This window comes from Nonomuraea sp. NPDC049480 (assembly GCF_044465905.1).
Lineage (GTDB): Bacteria > Actinomycetota > Actinomycetes > Streptosporangiales > Streptosporangiaceae > Nonomuraea.
The window spans coordinates 25,509-43,838 of sequence record NZ_JBITMD010000049.1 but is presented as its reverse complement, the minus strand read 5'-3'; the positions used below and the strand labels follow the sequence as shown (position 1 = coordinate 43,838).

The 18,330-nt window shown below is 66.8% G+C and carries 19 protein-coding genes and 1 pseudogene; 7 read left to right on the top strand and 13 right to left on the bottom strand.

What is annotated here, in order from left to right:
• Positions 1–181: 181 nt before the first annotated feature.
• The 5 genes from ACIBX3_RS59035 to ACIBX3_RS59015 form a co-directional block, all read right to left on the bottom strand.
• Positions 182–391 carry a hypothetical protein gene (locus ACIBX3_RS59035; protein ID WP_397129621.1) on the bottom strand — a complete coding sequence of 70 codons (210 nt, stop codon included), beginning with the start codon at positions 389–391 and terminating at the stop codon, positions 182–184.
• 131 nt (positions 392–522) lie between these two features.
• A complete protein-coding gene (locus ACIBX3_RS59030) occupies positions 523–819 on the bottom strand; it encodes a hypothetical protein (RefSeq protein ID WP_397129620.1) in 297 nt (98 codons plus the stop codon).
• Between the two features lie 228 nt (positions 820–1,047).
• Positions 1,048–1,668: a DsbA family oxidoreductase gene (locus tag ACIBX3_RS59025; RefSeq protein ID WP_397129619.1), complete on the bottom strand. Its 621-nt coding sequence runs from the start codon at positions 1,666–1,668 to the stop codon at positions 1,048–1,050.
• A 16-nt stretch (positions 1,669–1,684) separates the two neighbouring features.
• Entirely contained in the window at positions 1,685–3,247 is a 1,563-nt protein-coding gene (locus tag ACIBX3_RS59020) for an MFS transporter (protein ID WP_397129618.1), read from the bottom strand.
• Between the two features lie 13 nt (positions 3,248–3,260).
• The gene (locus ACIBX3_RS59015) at positions 3,261–4,244 is read right to left on the bottom strand and encodes a zinc-binding dehydrogenase (protein ID WP_397129617.1); all 984 of its coding nucleotides are present in this window, start codon (positions 4,242–4,244) and stop codon (positions 3,261–3,263) included.
• Between the two features lie 86 nt (positions 4,245–4,330).
• Here ACIBX3_RS59015 and ACIBX3_RS59010 point away from each other — a divergent pair, with 86 nt between their 5' ends.
• A complete protein-coding gene (locus ACIBX3_RS59010; RefSeq protein ID WP_397129616.1) occupies positions 4,331–5,014 on the top strand; it encodes a TetR/AcrR family transcriptional regulator in 684 nt (227 codons plus the stop codon).
• Between the two features lie 208 nt (positions 5,015–5,222).
• Here ACIBX3_RS59010 and ACIBX3_RS59005 read toward each other — a convergent pair whose 3' ends face one another.
• Entirely contained in the window at positions 5,223–5,549 is a 327-nt protein-coding gene (locus ACIBX3_RS59005; RefSeq protein ID WP_397129615.1) for a winged helix-turn-helix transcriptional regulator, read from the bottom strand.
• A gap of 171 nt (positions 5,550–5,720) precedes the next feature.
• Here ACIBX3_RS59005 and ACIBX3_RS59000 point away from each other — a divergent pair, with 171 nt between their 5' ends.
• Together ACIBX3_RS59000 and ACIBX3_RS58995 are read left to right on the top strand one after the other, a co-directional pair.
• Entirely contained in the window at positions 5,721–6,596 is an 876-nt protein-coding gene (locus tag ACIBX3_RS59000) for an NAD(P)-dependent oxidoreductase (protein WP_397129623.1), read from the top strand.
• Between the two features lie 155 nt (positions 6,597–6,751).
• Positions 6,752–8,242 (top strand): hypothetical protein, encoded by a 1,491-nt coding sequence (locus ACIBX3_RS58995; protein ID WP_397129614.1) that lies wholly within the window; start codon positions 6,752–6,754, stop codon positions 8,240–8,242.
• Positions 8,243–8,633: 391 nt separating this feature from the next.
• On the opposite strand, the gene ACIBX3_RS58990 is transcribed toward ACIBX3_RS58995, so the two are convergent.
• From ACIBX3_RS58990 to ACIBX3_RS58975, 4 genes and pseudogenes are all read right to left on the bottom strand, one after another.
• Positions 8,634–9,392, bottom strand: coding sequence for a DUF899 family protein (locus ACIBX3_RS58990; RefSeq protein WP_397129613.1), 759 nt, complete (start codon positions 9,390–9,392; stop codon positions 8,634–8,636).
• 82 nt (positions 9,393–9,474) lie between these two features.
• Positions 9,475–9,597: pseudogene (locus tag ACIBX3_RS58985) on the bottom strand (IS5/IS1182 family transposase); the annotation flags it as partial.
• Positions 9,598–9,849: 252 nt separating this feature from the next.
• Positions 9,850–10,008: a hypothetical protein gene (locus ACIBX3_RS58980; protein WP_397129612.1), complete on the bottom strand. Its 159-nt coding sequence runs from the start codon at positions 10,006–10,008 to the stop codon at positions 9,850–9,852.
• 17 nt (positions 10,009–10,025) lie between these two features.
• Entirely contained in the window at positions 10,026–10,598 is a 573-nt protein-coding gene (locus ACIBX3_RS58975) for a dihydrofolate reductase family protein (protein ID WP_397129611.1), read from the bottom strand.
• Positions 10,599–10,670: 72 nt separating this feature from the next.
• Here ACIBX3_RS58975 and ACIBX3_RS58970 point away from each other — a divergent pair, with 72 nt between their 5' ends.
• A complete protein-coding gene (locus tag ACIBX3_RS58970; protein ID WP_397129610.1) occupies positions 10,671–11,243 on the top strand; it encodes a TetR/AcrR family transcriptional regulator in 573 nt (190 codons plus the stop codon).
• A gap of 320 nt (positions 11,244–11,563) precedes the next feature.
• Here the strand turns inward: ACIBX3_RS58970 and ACIBX3_RS58965 are convergent, their stop codons facing one another.
• Positions 11,564–12,442 (bottom strand): hypothetical protein, encoded by an 879-nt coding sequence (locus tag ACIBX3_RS58965; RefSeq protein WP_397129609.1) that lies wholly within the window; start codon positions 12,440–12,442, stop codon positions 11,564–11,566.
• A 69-nt stretch (positions 12,443–12,511) separates the two neighbouring features.
• On the opposite strand from ACIBX3_RS58965, the gene ACIBX3_RS58960 reads away from it, so the two are divergent.
• Positions 12,512–13,795: an ATP-binding protein gene (locus ACIBX3_RS58960; protein WP_397129608.1), complete on the top strand. Its 1,284-nt coding sequence runs from the start codon at positions 12,512–12,514 to the stop codon at positions 13,793–13,795.
• Here the strand turns inward: ACIBX3_RS58960 and ACIBX3_RS58955 are convergent.
• The gene (locus ACIBX3_RS58955) at positions 13,792–16,188 is read right to left on the bottom strand and encodes an ATP-binding protein (RefSeq protein ID WP_397129607.1); all 2,397 of its coding nucleotides are present in this window, start codon (positions 16,186–16,188) and stop codon (positions 13,792–13,794) included. The two genes, ACIBX3_RS58960 and ACIBX3_RS58955, sit on opposite strands and share 4 nt — an antisense overlap.
• A gap of 311 nt (positions 16,189–16,499) precedes the next feature.
• Here ACIBX3_RS58955 and ACIBX3_RS58950 point away from each other — a divergent pair, with 311 nt between their 5' ends.
• Entirely contained in the window at positions 16,500–16,880 is a 381-nt protein-coding gene (locus ACIBX3_RS58950) for a hypothetical protein (protein WP_397129606.1), read from the top strand.
• A gap of 189 nt (positions 16,881–17,069) precedes the next feature.
• Here ACIBX3_RS58950 and ACIBX3_RS58945 read toward each other — a convergent pair whose 3' ends face one another.
• Entirely contained in the window at positions 17,070–17,711 is a 642-nt protein-coding gene (locus ACIBX3_RS58945; RefSeq protein WP_397129605.1) for a PepSY domain-containing protein, read from the bottom strand.
• A gap of 320 nt (positions 17,712–18,031) precedes the next feature.
• Between ACIBX3_RS58945 and ACIBX3_RS58940 the strand changes: the two genes are divergently transcribed.
• Positions 18,032–18,325 (top strand): hypothetical protein, encoded by a 294-nt coding sequence (locus ACIBX3_RS58940; RefSeq protein WP_397129604.1) that lies wholly within the window; start codon positions 18,032–18,034, stop codon positions 18,323–18,325.
• Positions 18,326–18,330: the final 5 nt, after the last annotated feature.

The window sequence follows — 18,330 nt, the reverse complement described above, 5'->3', positions numbered from 1 at the left end:
CACGGGCAAATGCATCTGGACCGAACAACCTCTGAAGCCCGCGGCGTCCGCCCTGCTCACCGAGCCCAGCGGCCTGGACCTGTACGACCTGCTGGACGACGAGTGAAGGCGATGTGACCCCCTCCGGGGCTTGCCCCACGGACGGGTCAGGGAATCCTGGACAGGTCGACCCGGTACGTCATCATCCGTCCGGCCCGGTCGGTGACCGGGACCTGGCCCTGCGCGGCCTCGTCCCGATGCCCAGGTCCGCCGGCGTTCCGGTCTTCAGATCGTAGAGCCCGAGACCCGGGGCATCGTTCCGAAGGGTGCGTACGTAGAAGCGGCTCTGGCCGGGCGGCTCCGGGATCTGGAAACCGGTCGGCACCTCCTGCTGTTCGGAGCCGTCACGCACGGCCGATCGGTGTCACATGGCTGCCCTCAACAGGAACGCCTCTTGACCGGCCAGGACGAGGCCGACCACCCGGGCCCCGCCGGCCCGGGCGATCAGCCGGAATCAACCATCCAGCAGCGGCGTACGGCAGATCAGAAGTATGCGAGGTAGCATGCGCGCTGGGCGTGGGAGACGCTTACTCCCGCCCTGGATATGAGCCAGTCCACGCAGGTACTGAACGAAAAACTCCCGTGGTTGCATCCCTGGGCCCTCTCCGTGGTCGTGGGATAACCGACGGTATTGAGGTAGTAGAGGCAGGCGTCCGGGGTTTGCGGTGCGATCTGCCGGCTGCTGGGGCCGGCCATGGTCATGGCGTGAGCGGGGATAGCAGACATGGTGAGTGCCAGCGCGGCCAGGCTTCCGACAGCAATGGTCTTGAAGGTGCGCATGTGCGTGTCCTCCTAGGTGCTGACTGAGAACGTTCGGGCTCTCGCTTCGGTTGGCCTTCCTCGTCTTCGGATCCGGGGTTGAGTTCGTGATGTTGCCCCGGAGACAGCGTCTCATCGCAGGAGTGATCAGACCAGGACAGCTGCTCGGCGACGTAGTCGACCATCGCGGCGGGAACGTCCTCGGGATCGTCCAAGAAACAGTCATGATCACCTGCCGTGGATCCAAGCTCAGGAGCGTGTCGCGCGATCCAGGAGGCTTGCCAGAGCGGCAGGCTCCTGAACGGCCGACACTGGCGGGGCTCCGTCAATGACGAGTGCAGGCACGCCTCGGATTCCCCTCTGGGTGGCGCGGCGTTCATCGGCTCGGACTTCACCGGTGAACGCGTCGCCGCTCAAGAGTTCACCTACCCGGGCGAGATCAAGTCCGGCCTCGACGCCGAGCGCTTGGAGAACGTTCGGATCGGCGATGTTGCGGCCTTTGGTGTGGTAACCGTGAAGGAGACGTTCCACAACGGCGTCGGCCAGGCCGCTGGTGGCGGCCAGGTGGATCAGGCGGTGAGCATCGAAAGAGTTGACCGGCCGGGCCTGGTGCAGGTTGAGTTCGAGTCCCTCGGCTGCGCCAAGCGCTTGGATATGGGCCACCCGGGCGCTCGCTCGGGCCGGGTCGTTCTGGTAGGTGGCGATCACCTGCGCCGCCGTCAGGCCCGGGATGGGGCCTCCGTCCGGATCGAGTTCGAAGCTGCGCCAGACGACATTCACATCGTCTCGGCCCTTCACGGCGGCGGCCAGTCGTCTCTTGCCGATGTAACACCACGGGCACAGGACATCGAAGTAGACCTCGACTTGCATGATCGCTCGGTCCCTTTCAGTCGAACGCCGGGGTGGGCGTCGTGGCCTGCTCGGACTGGCTCGGTGGTGGTGGTGGCGGGGTTGCGCGTCGCAGGGTCAAAGTCAGCAGGGCGAGCGCGATGAGCAGGGGGATCGTGATGAGCGCGTGCACGCCAAGGCTGTGGGCGAACGCGTCCCGGGCGGTCTGGGCCAACGGGATGCCGAGGCTTTCGGGCAGTCGCTGGGCTGCCTGGAGTGCGGCGGGCAACGTCTCGCGGGCGGCTTCGGCGACCTTGGCAGGGACGCCGTCGGGCGTGTGGCCGATCATGTAGTTGCCGTAGACGCCAGTGGCGATGCTGCCGAGCACGGCGATGCCGAGCGCACCGCCGAGTTCGGCGCCGGTCTCGGAGATCGCTGAGGCGGCCCCGGCGCGTTCGGGCGGTGCCGCGCCGACGACCAGGTTGGTGCCCAGCGCCATGAACGGGGTCAGCCCGGCGAAGAGAAGAACGGAGCCGGACACCAGGACGACAGGGTCGTTGTCCACCTGTGTGAGCAGGATGGGACCGATGACGGCGAACGCGGCTCCGGCACTCATGAGGACGACTGGGCGGATTCGGCCGGTGAGGCTGGAGACCACCAGGGCCACGACGGTACCGGTGACCGCGCTGGGCAGCTGCCACAGGCCGGCCTCCAACGGAGAGAAGCCAAGCACCAGTTGCAGGTATTGCGAAGTGAGCAGGCTGGTCCCGAACAGCACGATCCCCACCAGCACCATGCCTGTGACAGCTACGGCGAAGGCGGGGATCCGGAACAATCCCAGGTCCAGGAGCGGGTTGGACAGCCGCCGCTGGCGGCGTACGAAGACGGCGCCGATCACCAGGCCCGCGGCCAGAACGCCGACGGACGGCAGGGCAAGGCCGCGGACGGCGAGATCCTTGATGCCGTACACGATCGTCAGAGGAGTCAGCAGCGACAGGAGCACACTGATCGCGTCCAGCCGCCCGGAAGCCGAAGCGCGAGATTCGGGGACCAGGAAGGGGCCAGTGACCAGCAGCAGGGCCATGGCCGGAAGGGCGAGCAGGAACACCGCGCCCCACCAGTAGTACTGCAGCAGCACACCGCCGACCAGCGGGCCGAGCGCACCGCCGCCCATGAATGCCATCATCCAGATCGTGATGGCCAGGGTGCGCTGCCGGACGTCGAGGAACAGGGCGCGGATCAGGGCCAGTGAGGACGGCGCCAGCGCGGCGGCGGCCACTCCCTGGACGGCCCGTGCCGCGATGAGTGGGCCGGCACCGGGGGCGTACGCGGCGATGACGGATGCGCCGGTGAAGGCGACGGCGCCGGCCAGCAGGATCCGGCGGTGCCCGAGACGGTCGCCGAGGGTACCCATGGTGACCAGCGATCCGGCGACCATGAAACCGTAGATGTCGGTGATCCACAGTAGCTGAGGGCCGTCGGGCTCCAGGCTGGTACTCAGGCTTGGCAGCGCCAGATAGAGCACCGACATGTTCATCATGACCAACACGGCGGGGACGCCCAGGACCGCCAAGGCGATCCACTCCCGCGCTCCGGCTCTGGCAGAGGGCTTGGGGGACATGTGGGTTCTGATCTCAGCCGCGCGCATCGCCGGCGGGGATGAGCAGGGTCTTGCCGGTGGTGGTCCGCGACTCGATCGCTCGATGCGCGGCGGCTGCCGCCTCGAGCGGGAACGTCTGGCCGATGACCGGACGCAGCTTCCCGTCGGCCGCGAGGTTCAGCGCGTCGACGATGAGCGCGCGGGTCTGGGCGGGGCTCGGCGCGGCGGTGAGCCCGATGACGCCGATGGAGCGTGCCTGGAGTTCGCCTTCGTCGAGTTCGGTGTCGGCGCCGCTGGCCATGCCGTAGATGCTCACGCGTCCGCCTTCACGTAGGGCCCCGATCGCCTCGGTGCCGATCCGGCCGCCGACCCCGTCGAAGACGAGATCGAGTCCGGCGCCGCCGGTCGCCTCCGCCAACTGATCCAGCCAGTCAGGCCGGGAGTAGTCGACATAGGCGGTCGCGCCCAGCGAGGTGACCAGCTCTGCCTTGCCGACGCCTCGGGCGGCGCCGATCACGTGGGCATCCGCGGCGGCGGCGAGTTGCACCAGCAGGCTGCCGACACCTCCTCCCGCGGCCTCCACCAGAACCCGCTCGGCCGGCTTGATCTCCGCCTGCCGGTACAGCAGCAGCGCCGTACGCCCATCGGCCAGCAGCGCGACCGCGTCCTTGAGCTCCAGACCCGCGGGAACCGAAACCGCATCCTGTGCCCGAGCCAGGGCCAGCTCGGCGTAGCCGCCCTCGCCGCCTGTGGTGGTGACCACGACCGTCCCCACCAGGGCTGGGTCCACGTCCGCTCCGACGGCGACGATGCGACCGCCCACGCCATTGCCGGGTATGCGGGGGAGCGCTGGCCTGCCGAACGGCCCGTCGCCCGAGCGCACCTGCGTCTCGACGAACGTGATGCTCGCATACGCCACCGCGACGAGCACCTGCCCCGGCCCTGGCACGGGATCTTCGACCTGCCGGATCCGCAGGGCCTCCGGCCCTCCGAACTCCTCCATCACCACAGCTCGCATGACACTTCCTCCAAACGGATAAATTCGCTTCGTTTGCGAAAGCTATAACGGAGTGAATCGCTTCGCAAGCCGACTACAGTGAGCGCATGGCCCGCAAAGCTCCCCGGCACGCAGAAGCCGAACGCAACGACCACGCCCTCCTGCAGGCCGCCAAGCAGGTCCTGGCCGTGGACGGAGCCCATGCATCGGTGGCGACGATCGCCGCACGCGCCGGAGTCGGCATCGCCAGCCTCTACCGCCGCTACCGCTCCAAGGACGAGCTCTTCCAGCACCTGTGCGCGCTATCCCTCGACCAGTGGATTCAGGCCGCCGAACACGGCCTGCAGCATGACGACCCTTGGGAAGGGCTCGCTCACTACATCAGCGCCTGCATCGAGTTCAGCGGCGGCTCCCTCGGGCCGCTGGCCGGCACGATCGCCGTCACCGACGAGATGGCCGCCAAGTTCACCAGGTCCGACGAGCTGATGCGTGATCTGGTGGCCCGCGCGCACGCCGCCGGGGTACTCAGACCGGACGTCACGGCCATGGACATCTCGCTACTGATCGAACAACTCGGCAAATCCCCCCTGATCGAACAACTCGACCGGCAGGACCGTACCGATCTGATCGACGCAGCCCACAACGCCCGAAAGCGTGCGATCGCCATCGCTCTCGACGGCCTACGCCCCGGCCACCCCCAACTGCCCGGGACCGCGCCCTCTCCCGCCCTCCTCACCGAACGCTGGGATCATGCCCCCACGGGCACTACGAGGTCACCGGAACGGCCGTAGACCAATCGAACGTCACCAGTGCCCGCGATGCGCCGTCGCGGCCGGTTCGCCGTGCCGGTCGCGTTCGGGCGCGGTGGCCGGCACCTACCACACCGGCCGCTTCCCCAAAGATCACGACGGGGTCGCCGCCGATCATCATCGCGCACAGCGTCACCAGACGTGACACCAAACCCGGTTCGCCGTTCCACTCCTACCGGCAGGCCCGCTTCTATCGCCGCGCTGTCTCAGCACCGTCGACGGAGACCTTTTCGGCCCCGATCCGCTGCATGCGTTCGGTGCCCCATTCTCCCAAGGGGGCCAGGGCGGCGTTGAGTGAGACGCCGTGCTCCGTCAGGGAGTACTCGACCTTCGGCGGCACCTCGCGGTACACCTCACGATGCACGAGCCCGTCTTCTTCCATCTCGCGCAGATGTTGAATCAGCATCTTCTCGCTGACGCCCGGCAGACCGCGTCGGAGCGCGGCGAACCGGCGGGTCCCGTAGTGGTGCAACTCCCAGAGGATCAGCGACTTCCACTTGCCGGCGACCACGTCCATCGCCGCGTCGATGCCGCAGAAGTAGGGACCACGTCGTGCTGATGTTGCCATCCTCCCCCTCCAAGACGTACTTACCCACAAGTGAGTACCCAACTATTTAGTCCGTACTGGTCAACATTACCGGCACCGGAGAGGATTCAGACGATCGATGAACACAAGGGGGAGCCCCAAATGACAACCGACAACAACGTCCAGGTGAGCGTTCTCGGGCTGGGGGCGATGGGCAGCGCCCTCGCAGGCGCCCTGGTGAAGGCCGGATACGCGACAACCGTCTGGAACCGCTCACCGGGGAAGGCGGACAACCTCGTCGCGCAGGGCGCCAAGGCCGCCGCCACGGCCGGCGACGCGGTCCGGGCCGGTCAGCTGGTGATCGTATGCCTGCTGGACCACGCATCGGTCCATGAGGTGCTCGATCCGCTCTCCGATGAGCTGGCCGGACGAACCTTGATCAACGTGACCACGACGTCACCGGCTCAGTCACGGGAGTTGGCCGCCTGGGCTGCCCATGCGGGGGTCGCGTATCTGGACGGCGGCATCATGGCCGTACCGCACATGATCGGCCAGCCTGGGGCATCGATCCTCTACAGCGGATCGGGCGATGTCTTCAATCGGTACAAGCCGCTGCTCGATCTGTGGGGAACCTCTACCTACTTCGGTGAGGATGCCGGGTTGGCGTCCCTGTACGACCTCGCCCTACTCGCGGGCATGTACGTCATGTTCGCCGGATTCCTGCACGGCGCCGCCATGGTCGCGCCCGCCGGAGTGACGGCGGGCGAGTTCGCCGCCATGGCCACACCCTGGCTGACCGCCATGACCGGCGCCTTCGAAGGGTTTGCCGCAGTCGTCGACGGTGGGGACTACACCGTCGAAGGGCAACAGAGCCTGGAGTTCTCCAACCTCAGCGACCTCCTCGCCGCCAGCTCCGACCAGGGCATCAGCACCGAGGTGATCGCCATGGTCCAACGGCTCATCCAACGCCAGATTGACGCAGGCCATGGAGAGGAAGGCTTCGCCCGGATCATCGAGAGCATCAAGCAGCCGGGCTGAGATCCTGCTGACCAAGGATTTGGTCGTTGAGGCCGGGACCAAGAATGGCCTGGCCGGGCCAAAACGCGATCATCCTGTCGGGTGTTCACCTGACAGACCGGGCATTCGGCTCTCCGTAGAGTCGCAACCAGCCATCTGCCGGTTGAAAGGTCGCGATGCCCACGCCGTACCCGCCGTCCAACGAGCCCGTTCATCCCCAATGGCCGCAGGGCCGGCCGCCTGGGCAGCATCGGGGACCCGGAGCGCAGGGCCGGCAGACCGGTGGGTACGGGCCACCGCCATCTCCGCCTCGCCGCGGCGGCGGGAAGGGGCTGCTGATCGGGCTGGTCGTCGTGCTCGGCGTCCTCATGGTCGGCGGGCTGGCGACCGGCGGCTGGTTGCTCCTGCGCGCGTTCAGCGACGAACCTCGCCCGGCCGCGACCTCCGCCACCCGGCGGAAGCCCGTCGCGTCCGCGACACCGACGGTCGCGGCGGTGAAACTGCGGGCGCTCACCGGCGACCAGCTCTGCGCCGCCATTCCCGACGCGTATCGCAAAACTCTGGTCACCGACGGCAAGTACGGGGGAAACGACGCGTCCACCAGCGTGGCCACCGAGACCGAGAAGCACGCGGCCTGCTCGTGGACCAACAACAAGATGGACGTGGGCTCCGGCGTCCTCGGCCACCGCTCGTTGAAGATCACCGTGAAGGCCCGCAGCAGCAGATCCCAGAACGCGCTCGACTACGCCAAGGACCAGTTCGACCGCGACAAGAAATCGTATGAGCGCCGCGTCAACGTCCGCGACGGCAAACGGATCGACGGCAGAACCACCGGCTCCGCGTTCGGCCCGCTCAAGGAACTCACCGTCGGTGACGCGTCGTACAGCCAGAGCTCGATCGGCCTCAGCGGCCTCTTCGCCACCGTGTACGTGCGGCAGGGCCCCTGGCTGATCGAGATCTCGTACGGCGGCAGCAACCGTACCGGCGACAAATACCCCACCGGCGACTCGGTCCGCGAGGCCACGGGCAAAGTCGCCGAGCTCATCACCGCCGAGATGGCCAAGGACGCCGCCGCCGTGAAGCTCTCCGGCCCCTGCGCGATCCTCACCACCTCCGACATCAGGTCGGCCTTCTTCCCCACCGTCGAGGGCCCGTCCGTCGGCGGCAACTCCGGCCGCATCCAGCAGACCAGTTGCACCTGGAAGATCAGCGAGGTCGTCGAACACGGCCCCGGCCAGAAGTTCACCGCCCGTGGCGGCACGCTGCGCATCCATCTGACCAACTGGGGCAAGGACGGCTTCGGCTCGAAGTTCCAGTTCGACCGGGCCGCCAAGAAGTTCGACCGCTACAACGCCAAGGGCGGTGTCGGTGACGCCGGCATCCACACCGACTACAAGGTCCGCCAGAACATCTCCGGCCTCGGTGAGAAGGCGTTCGCCGTGGTGTCCTCCACGTACCGGCCGAACCGCCCTGAAGAAGGCACCACTCACGAGGTCCTGGTCGAGGTCCTCCTCGGCGACCGCACCCTCGAATTCACCTACCGAGGTACGACCACCGGCGGCGGCATCGTCGGTAGCCCCGGCTACCTGGCCCCGGCCTTCGAGTCCTCCGTCGCGCAGTCAGCCGTCGTACGGCTGGCCAAGGCCTTCGTCTCCGACCTCAAGTAGCTGTGCTGCGAACTGCCCTCACCTTCTGCTCGCGACCACCCGCCCTCCGTAAGTCCCTCATCCGGAATGCCCCGATCTTCGTGTCCCCACGATTGAGGCATCCGATTCCACGCCCACACCCAGCCGTCGCAGCTCTCTGCCTCGCAGCCCGGCCTGCACTTCGACCCCCTCATCGACGGTCAACTCACCATCTCCGTCGAGGACTTCGCCCGCCGCCCGGCGGACGCGAAGAGACTCGACTCATTCGTCGCCTGGTACGAACGCCATGTCGACACTCCTTGCGACCTCGGAACGGACCGCTGACCAGGCGCGAGTCGTAACTGAGGGGCGGGCTCTCCGCACGACCTTCATGCTTCGACCACGCCGCCGCGACGGCCGTCGGGGCTTGGGTTCACGAACAGCAGCCAGAGCTGCCCGTGCTGGGCTGTCGGCTGTGGAGATCGTCGTCGTGGCCTGCGGCGATCCGTCCCCATTGCGCGGTCGGCCGTCCGTCCTTGCGGAACTGCTGGCCCAGAGTCTCGTACGCCTGCGGCCAGCCGGACGGGGAGTCCTCCCAGGTCTCCTGCCGTCCGTAGACGGTCATGTCGAGGATGCCGTAGGAGGGCGCCATGGGTTCGACGCCGCGACTGGTAGTCCAGTACGTCTCGTAGACGCGATCCCCATCGCGGAGGTAGCTGGCTTTCATCCCGAAGTGGCGGCCGGCGACGAGCCGTTCGTGCGACTCGGCGGGTACGGAGTACCAGGGCATGTCCCAGCCCATGAAGCGGCGGTAGCGGTCGGATTCCTCGTAGGGGCCCTGGCAGAAGACGGCGAAGGTGACGTCACGCTGGTGCAGATAGGACAGTTCGCGGACGTGGCCGGTGAAGAAGGTGCAGCCCTCACACTGGTCGGCGGCGGTGTGGCCGTCGTGCCACATGTGATACGACACGAACAACTGGGTGCGGCCCTCGAAGACGTCGATCAGGGGGACGGGCCCCGTGCCTCCGACGAGTGGGGCCGACGGGTCCACCTCGGTCATGGGGAGCCGTCGGCGGGCGGCCGCGATCGCGTCGCCCTCACGGGTGTGCGCCTTCTCCCGGACGCGCAGGGTGTCGATTGCGGCCAGCCACTCCCGGCGGGAGACGACCGGCGGCTTGTTCACATCAGTCATGGCCGTACTGACCCTGCGGCTCGCAAGAAATCATCGGTGGAGCCCGTGGCGGGCGCTACTGACCGCGATCTCGCCTCGGTCATGGCGAGCGTCCCGCGGATTCTCCGCCTCCGGGTGCCTTGATGACCGGTCCGTCGATAGCGATCTGGCCCAAGACGAGGCCGACGATTCGGTGGTACGCCTCCAAGGCGCGCTGGTACACCCGAAGGCACGAGTCGTTGGGCCCAGGCAAGTCTTTGGAGACCACGAACTGGAAGCGGCCCTCGGGTGTCCGCGTGATGCAGGCAAAAGGCCCGCTGCTGGGGCAACGACTCGCAGATGAAGGTCGACCTCGTGTACAACCACGGGCCGTTCATGAGACGGCTGGACTGAAGTTGACGGGATCCCGTCCGATCGATTGATCGGACGGGATCTTGGTCGGCTGGCACCTTCAAGGTTTGATGCCGTGCCGGCCCCCTCAATATCCGCTGCGGCGAGGGGCGGCGGTCGGGCGGCGGGAGGGATTGGTCCGGCCCGTGGGCTTGAGGTCGCGCGCCGGGTGCTCGTGCCGGTGCGACGACCGGGCCTGACGGCCGGTCTTGGCCTGGTTGATCAAGGCTGGGAGTTTGATATGCATGCTTTCTCCTTGCGGTTCTAAGCCCTGGTGAGCCAGGTGACCTGGGCGCCGTTGTCGAAGGATTCGCGCTGGGCGGGGGTGAACAGGGTGGGGCGGAACTGTCCGGAGAACATGGGGATGCCCGTGCCCGCCACCACGGGGTAGCTCTTGAGGATGATCTCGTCGATCTCCGGGAGCAGGGAGGCGGCCAACTTGCCGCCGCCGCAGAGGTAGATGTCCATGCCGGTGTCCTCGGCCTTCAGCCGCCGGATGAGCTCGATCGGGTCCCCCGTCTCGACCCGCACCGTCGGGTCGTCGATCGTCAGCGTGCTGGAGACGACGTACTGGCGCAGGTGGGAGTACGGGCTGGTGGTGGGGACGTCCAGGGCCGGCTCGTAGGTGCCGCGGCCCATCACCAGCGTGTCGAAGACCTTGTTGGGCACGCCCTCGAGGCCGACAAGCTTGCGGATGTGGGTGGGGAGCGTCTCGGGGTAGCGGCTGTTGATCCAAGCGGCCATCTGGTCCGACACGGGGTAGAAGTCGAACTCGGCGTTGGGGCCCGCGATGTAGCCGTCGAGTGAGACGCCGACGTAGTAGACAAGCTTCCGCATACCGTTAAACTCCTGATGTAGTACTCTGTCTGAAGTGCTTTGAAAGTAGTACTAAGGATGGAGTGGTGTCAAGTGCGGAGAAATCCGGAACGGCGGCAGGCGCTGATCGACGCGGCCATCGAGGTGCTGGCCAGGGAGGGAGCGCGGGGGCTGACCTTCCGGGCCGTCGATGCGGAGGCGGCCGTGCCCCCGGGCACGGCGTCCAACTACTTCGCCAACCGCGACGACCTGTTCACCCAGGTCGGCGGACGCGTCTATGAGCGGTTGCTGCCCGACGAGGCCACGATCGCCCGCGGCCGGGAGGGCGTGCAGGACGAAACCCGCTATGCCGAGCTCATGCACGAGCTGGTGGATCGGGTCTCCGCCTTCAACTCCGGCTACCTGGCACTGCTCGAGCTCCGGCTGGAGTCCACTCGGCGTCCTGAGCTGCGCGCCGTGCTGACCAAGCGCATCCGCGAGGACCTCGACGCCAACATCGGCTACCACGCCGCTTCGGGTCTGCCCGGCGACTCGACCTCGGTGGTGCTTCTCTACCTCACTCTGAACTGGCTCATCGTGGAGCGGCTGACACTGCCCGGCATCTTCACCGAGCAGAAGATCCACGATCTGGTGGACGCCGCCGTGCGTAGATCGCTGAATGCCTGACGTGCAAGGCCACCGGACAGTTCTGGGAAACGATCACCCGTCACGCGGGGGAAGCGATCTTCGGACGGTCCTGTTCCGCCAGGTCATCCGCTCTCGTGAACCCGATAATGCGCTCGAACCAACTCGCGGGAAGGAGACCCTGCCCTCAAAGTCGGGCTCAGTGGATCACTTCGGCCATGGCGCAGCGAGCAACCAGACGGTTCCATCGTCGATGGACAGCCAGGACTGCCAGTTTGATTGCCGAACACCAAGTGAGACGCCGCTCCAACCTCCGTCTCACCCCTCGATCGGGGTTTGGTGGTGCGCAGGTGTACCCAGTGCTAGTGCCAGGCGACGGCGGGGTTGATGCCCGCGGTGCGGAGGGTCTTGAGGTTGTCCTGGAAGAGGGCGTCGAAGGCTTCGATCTCGTCCATGAAAGCTTCGCCGGCGACGTCGAGCGGGGCGTCGCCGAGGACGTCGGCGGTGTCGACCTCGGTCCGCAGGATGACGGTGGCGTTGCCTTCGAGGACCGGCTGCCACACGTCGCCGGTCTGCTGGAGCCAGCTGTGGGAGGGGCCGCCCGGGTTGCGGACCAGTACGCGCGCGTCGGGGTCGACCAGCCCGAGGCGGGAGAGGGTGGCGCGGGAGGCGGAGACGCCGGAGCCGCAGGATTCCGTCAGTCCGGCGCCGCGCTCGAAGGTGCGGATGTAGACCTCGTCCTCGCCGAGCCGCTGGACGAAGGAGACGTTGGCGCCGATGGGGAAGTTGGCGCTGTCGTCGGCCACGCGACTGCCGGTGGCGATCAGCTCGTCCTCGTCGTAGCGGTCCACCAGGGTGATCAGGTGGCTGTTCGGCACGGCGAGAGCCGTGACGGTTCGCTGAGGGCTGTAGGCGGGGTTGGCCTGGTCGACATACGGCCAGGCGACGCCCGCCACGATCGGGTCGTGGGGGGTGAAGTCGACGGCGGGCAGTTCGACGGCGACCTGCCGCACGCCCTGGGCGGTGCTTTCGGCGGCTCGAACCGTGAAGGCGTAGGGGCCGGTGTGCAGGACCATCTCGTCGGCTTGGTGCCGGTCGAGCATGAGGCGGCCGGCGGCGCGCATGCCGTTGCCGCACAGCAGGGCGGGCGAGCCGTCCGGATTGAAGAACCAGGCGTTCGCGGCGCCGTCCGCGGTGTCCTGGACGAAGTAGATGCGTCGCTGCCGCCCTTCCACGCGCACAGCCGCTGCACCGCGCGGGGCAGTTCGGCGGTGGTGAAGTGGTCGTCGGGGGCGCCGTCGGCGACCAGGATGACATTCCTGGAGCCGTGGGTCATGGCGACCTTGAGGCGGGACATGGGCGATCCTTGCTGCGGTGACGGCCGGGCCTACCTGCCAGCCTACCTAGGCGATGATCGCGTGCCCTACAGCTGGGGGAAGACCACCCTGCTTCGTCAGCTGGAGGCTTGTCGTGGCGGCACGTATCTGACCTTGGACGACGGCACACTGCGTGCCGCCGCACACGCTGACCCGGAAGTATTCGTCGCCGACGGACCCCGACCGATGCTGATCGACGAAATCCGGCGAGGCGGCGACGATCTGGTGCTGGCGATCAAGGCGTCAGTCGACCGTTCACCGGGACGCGGGCAATTCGTCCTCGCTGGTTCGACCAGGTTTCTGGCTACCCCGTCGCTCAGCGAGTCCCTGGCCGGAAGGGCGGCCATCATCGACGTCTGGCCGTTCGCGCAACAGGAATTGGCCGGTGGCACCACGTCCTTTCTCTCGAGGGCGTTCGAGGAGCCGGAGTCCTTCAGGACCACGGCGCAGAGTTCCTGCGGCAGGGCAGACTACTTCGACCTCATCGCCAGGGGCTTCTTCCCCGAAGTCATAGCCATGCGATCCGAGCTCGCCCGTGCCGAGTGGTACGACTCCTACGTGCAATCGATCATCGACACGGATATTCGCGAGATGGCGAAGGTCGATGAGGCCGGCAACCTGCGACAGCTGCTGAGACTCGCCGCAGCCGCCACCGCTCAGGAGCTCAACATGGTCAAAACCGCCGGCGACCTCGGACTCCACCGCACGACGGTCAGCCGCTACCTGGGACTGCTGGAAACGGTCTTCCTGGTGCATTCGCTACCCGCGTGGTCGCGCAATCTCAACGCCAGAGCCGTACGGCGACCCAAGGTGCACATCACCGACACCGGGCTGGCCGCGCACCTTCTGTCGGTGGACGCCGAAGGGCTGGGAGCGCGCGTGGCACCCGCGCGTGGGGCGCTCGTGGAGACCTTCATCGTCAACGAACTGGCCAAGCAGGCGACGTGGTCCCCCTTCCGGGTGAATCTCTTTCATTGGCGCCTCAGCCAGGGGGCAGAGGTCGATCTGGTGGTCGAGCGGACCAACGGCCGGGTGATCGGTGTGGAAGCCAAGGCCACGGACGCCGTCGACCTGAGGGACTTCAAGGGCTTGACCACGCTCAGAGACTCTCTCGGGGACCAGTTCGTCCATGGGTTCGTGCTCCACACCGGGAGGCGATCGCTCTCCTTCGGCGATCGACTGACCGCGCTGCCGATCAGCGCGCTGTGGGACCGTTAGGGATCGTGGCCCTCCCCTGTGGGGAAAGTGACATCTGCTTGTCGCTCGAGCTGACGGCGGATCCGGTCCGCCTCGGTAGCGCGATGTTGGGCCTGGTAGAGCTGGAGAGCCTGTTGCCAGGTCCGGTGCGCGTCCTCGCAGTTGCCGAGAGCGGCGTGCGCATGACCGATCCGGTCCAGGGTCTCCGCCTCGTGATAGGCATCCCCGATGTCGCGTAGCAGATGCAAAGCTTGCCGATAGTAGGCGAGCGCCTCCGTGTGCCGGTCAGACTGTTGCGCGATATAGCCGAGGGTGTCCAAGGTCGCCGCCTCTCCATCGCGGTCACCGTGGCGCCGGAACAGCGCCAGGGCGCCTTCGCCCTGGGCGCGGGCCTGCCGGTGCCGGCCGAGCCGGGCATGGAGCCAGCCCGCCGCGTTGAGCGTGTCCGCCTCCCATACCTCGTCGCCCAGTGACTGGACGAGGCGTACGGCGTGGGTGGCGTGTTCCAACGCTTGCTGGACCTGCCCGCGCTGTGCCCAGGCGGTCGCGAGAACCTGATGTGTGTGCGCCTGGTCGGGGAGGTCGCCGGTGTCCTCGGCGAGCCCGAGGGCGTGCTGGAGGTGGTCCATGGCTTCGCCGTGCCGGCCCAGCCTGGTCAAGACACTGCCGAGGCGCCGATGGGCCAGGATCTGGCCGGCCGGATCCGCCAGTTCACGCGCGGCGGCAAGCGCGTGCTGACAAACGGTCAATTGCTCGGGCAGGTGTCCTTGCAGATTGTGGAAGCTGTTCAATGCCCAGGCCAACTGCCATACGACCCCGTGCCGGCCCAACGCGACCGCGAATTGCTGGGCGGCCAGGAGACAAGCATGCTCGGCTTCGAACCACTTCAGCGCCGCCGTCTCGTTGGACAGCGGCTGCGGGCGGCAACCGGGCGCGGGAGTGTCGAGCGTGATCGACGGTCGGTACGGATCAAGAAGCCGTTCACCGGTGAAGGCGGTGTGCGTGTAGTAGTCGACCAGCCGGCGTAGTGCCCCATCCCGGTCGCTGCTGGATCGGGCGAGTCGGGCTTGATCGGCGACGTGGAGCCGAATCAGGTCGTGCATTCGGTATCGGCCCGGTGCGTACTGCTGCAGCAGGGACATCTCCTCCAACGCCCGCAGCACGAGGCCGGTCTGGACGGCGGGCAATCCGGTGAGGTTCGCTGCCGCGTGCAGACCGATATCCGGTCCAGGGGCCAGGGCGAGCAGCTCGAACACCATGGCCTGCTCCGCCGACAGGGCGTCATAGGACGAGGACAGCACGGCCGACAGGCTCGCGGCCGGGTCTCCCCAGTCCAACGCGGCGAGCCGGGTGGCGGCATCGCGAAGTTCGCGAGCCCAGTCGGCCAAGAGAGAGTCAGGGTGAGCAGTCGCGCGGCCGGCCATGATGCCCAACGCCAACGGCAGCCCGGCGCACCGAGCCAACAGGTCCGCGACTGCGGCCGGCTCGGAGTCCAGCCGTCGCTGCCCAAGGCGATGCGCGAGAAGATCATGGGCATCGCGCTCGTCGAGGACATCAAGTGCGAGCGGGTAAGCGCCGTGCGCGGTGATCAGTCCAGCTAGCTGATCACGACTCGTCACGAGTACCGTGCACGTGGGACTGGCGGGCAACAGGGGCGTGAGCTGCTGGGTGTCGCGGGCGTTGTCCAAAAGGATCAACATTCTTTTGTCTGCCAGGAGGCTGCGGTACAGCCCGAACTGGGCATCGGGGTCAACCGGGATACGTTCCGGCTCGACCCCCAAGGCGTGCAGGAATCCCCGGACCGCGGCGATGGGTGATATGGGCTGTGTGTTCGGAGCGAACCCACGCAAGTCGACGAACAACTGTCCGTCCGGAAACCGGTCGAGGTGCCGATGCGCCCAGTGCAGCGCCAACCAGGTCTTGCCGATCCCGCCTACCCCGGCGATCGCCGAGATCACGGTCGTCCCGTCCACTCCCGCGGTCTCCAGCATGGCGGTCAGCTGGTCCAGCTCGTCACGCCGACCGGCGAACCCCCTGGGCACCGGCGGCAACTGTCGCGGCGCAGGCCACCGTACTAACCCTGATCCATGCCGATCCGGTGCCGCCAGAGGCGCGGAGAGCTCGGTCTGGACGGGGTCGGGTTGTCGTCTCTCATGCTGGTCTTTGGCGATCCGGAACCACGCCTCACTCCAGGCCGCCTGCTCGGCGGGCGTCGCGCCCAAGGCGATGACGATGCGATCAAGGAGCTCGATGGGAGCAAGGATTTTGCCGCTGACATAGGCGTGCACGGTCGAACGCGGCAGATCCACCCTCCGCGCGAGATCGCTCAGGCTGACGCGGACCTTTCGAGTCCCTCGCGCCGCACGGCAGCGCAGTTGGTCCAGTTCGCGAGCGAGGTCCCGCAGATCGGTCACCGCACCTGGATCCGGCCCTGCGTCCTGAGCAGGCTGGCCAGCCACCGTTTCCCCTCCTCCCGCAGTCACGTCTCCGTCCAGGAGTGTCCAGGATGTTCCAAGGTTGTGAGGCGAGTGGCGGTGAGTGGGTGACTATTGCCAGCAAGCTTCTCACTCAGCCAATCGGGTGCGGGTCTCCCCTCTCCACACGACCTGTAAACCGAACCGGGCAGACCGGGGTCAAGGAGGGATGCGCCAGCAGAAGCGTCTCGTTGTCGGACAGCAACTCAGTTCGGAGGAGTACTTTGTCCAGCAAGTGCAAGATGCCAAGAATGCGGATTCGCAGAGCCGCCGTACCAGCGCTCGTGCTCGCGATACTCGCTTCGCTGTTCACGGTCACGGCACCTGCCGCCCAGGCCGAGCCGAACGGCTACTACATGCAGTGCAGCATGAACGGGTGGGTCTTCAGCGTTGACGACCCGGGCCAGTGCTACGACGGCGTCGTCTCGGTAAAAAGCCTTCGGGACAATTCGCTTTATTACCGGATCGACGTATACAAAGCCCGCATGAACGTAAAACAGTTCCAGACCTGGAACCAAGTGTACAAAGGCTGCACATCGCACTGGATCTGCAGCGCGGTCGCCACCGCAGTGCTCGCGAAATTTGCCAAACCGCTGAAACTGTTGTGGGCCTGGCTCAAGAGAACGTCCTAGTCGGCATCATCCGGGCAGCACCAGGGCCGGTGCTCACCGAGAATAGCCCGGCGAGCACCGGCCTCCTGCCCGTCGGGCAGGCCCCGTTCTGATCGAGGAATTCCGTATCCATCGAATGAGTGCACTGCCTTGATGCACGCCGACAGGCTCTGGTCGACGGCACGCCGGTGCACAGCAGCTGACGCGAGTTCAGTTCTGCTGGCCGTTCCTGGTCATGGTGCCGGTCTTGGCGTCGACCTTGACCCCGTGCCAGGTGCCGTCCGGGGTGACGACATCGGCATCCCAGACGAGGAGGTTGTTGTTGTACCTGTCCAGGCTCATGTGGGTGATCTTGCCTTGCGGCACCGAGGAGGACACCTTCTCCACCGCGTCCTCGAAGGTGAGCTCGGCGTCCTTGACGATGCCCATGACCCTGGCTTTTTCCTCTTTGCCAGTATCTTTGACCCTGGCTCCTGAGACCGCCTTTCCTGTCGCGTCCACTTCCAGCAGCCGTTCTGTGCCGTCGGATCCGGCCAGCTGGACGTCCCAGATCTGGCCGTCGTTCTCCGACTGGACCGAGAGGACCGTGGAGTCCTTGACGGCGTTCATGGCCGCGGCGCCCGCCTTCTCGAGGCTCGCCATACTGCCGGGTTCCTGACCGGGGCTGCCGCTGGGGTTGGGGTCGCCCGGTGGCCCGGACGGTGACATGAGGCCGGCGATGGCGCCCCCCGCGGGCGCCGCCTTGACGGCACTGGACTGGGTGTGGGCGCCCCCACAGGCGGCGGCCGCGAGCAGGGCCGAGCCGGCGAAAATGGTGCTGATGGCGATCTTTTTCCGTCTTCCACCATTCATGCTGATGACGCTGCCCGGGACTCCACAAAGGCACGCCCGGAAGTCGGCAATAGGGTCCTGCACGGTCGCCTGTACGGCACTGCCGTACAGGATGGTGATCACCGCGTTGCTGTGCCGGACCAGGGGCACCCTGTGTTCAAGTAGCCCTGCTCGGCGAGCAGGACCAACTGTTCCGCCTGCTCAGCGGTGAGCAGAGAGCACAGATCCGGCGTCATCCCCTCCGCCCGGCGCACCGGTGGATCTCAGCCCGGCCTGACTTCCGCCGGGATGCTCATGGTTACACTCGGTCCCACTTCCACAGAACTGTACTTCTGAGAAGTATGGTTCTGTTCGAGGTCGATGTGGCAGCGCTGGGCCCACAGGAGCCTGGGCGGCCACGGCGGATCCTGTCGCTGGGTGAGGCCAAGTGGGGTGAGGTGATGGGACGTCATCATCTCGAGCGGCTCACCAGGGCACGTGACCTGCTGGATCAGAAGGGTTATGACATGCGTGACACCGTTCTCGCCTGCTACGGGGGAGCGGGTTTCAGCGCGCAGTTGCAGGCTTCTGCCGATGGTGACGCACGTGTTCGCCTGGTTGGGCTGGAGCGACTGTATCGGCTTTCGAGCAGGTGAGCTGA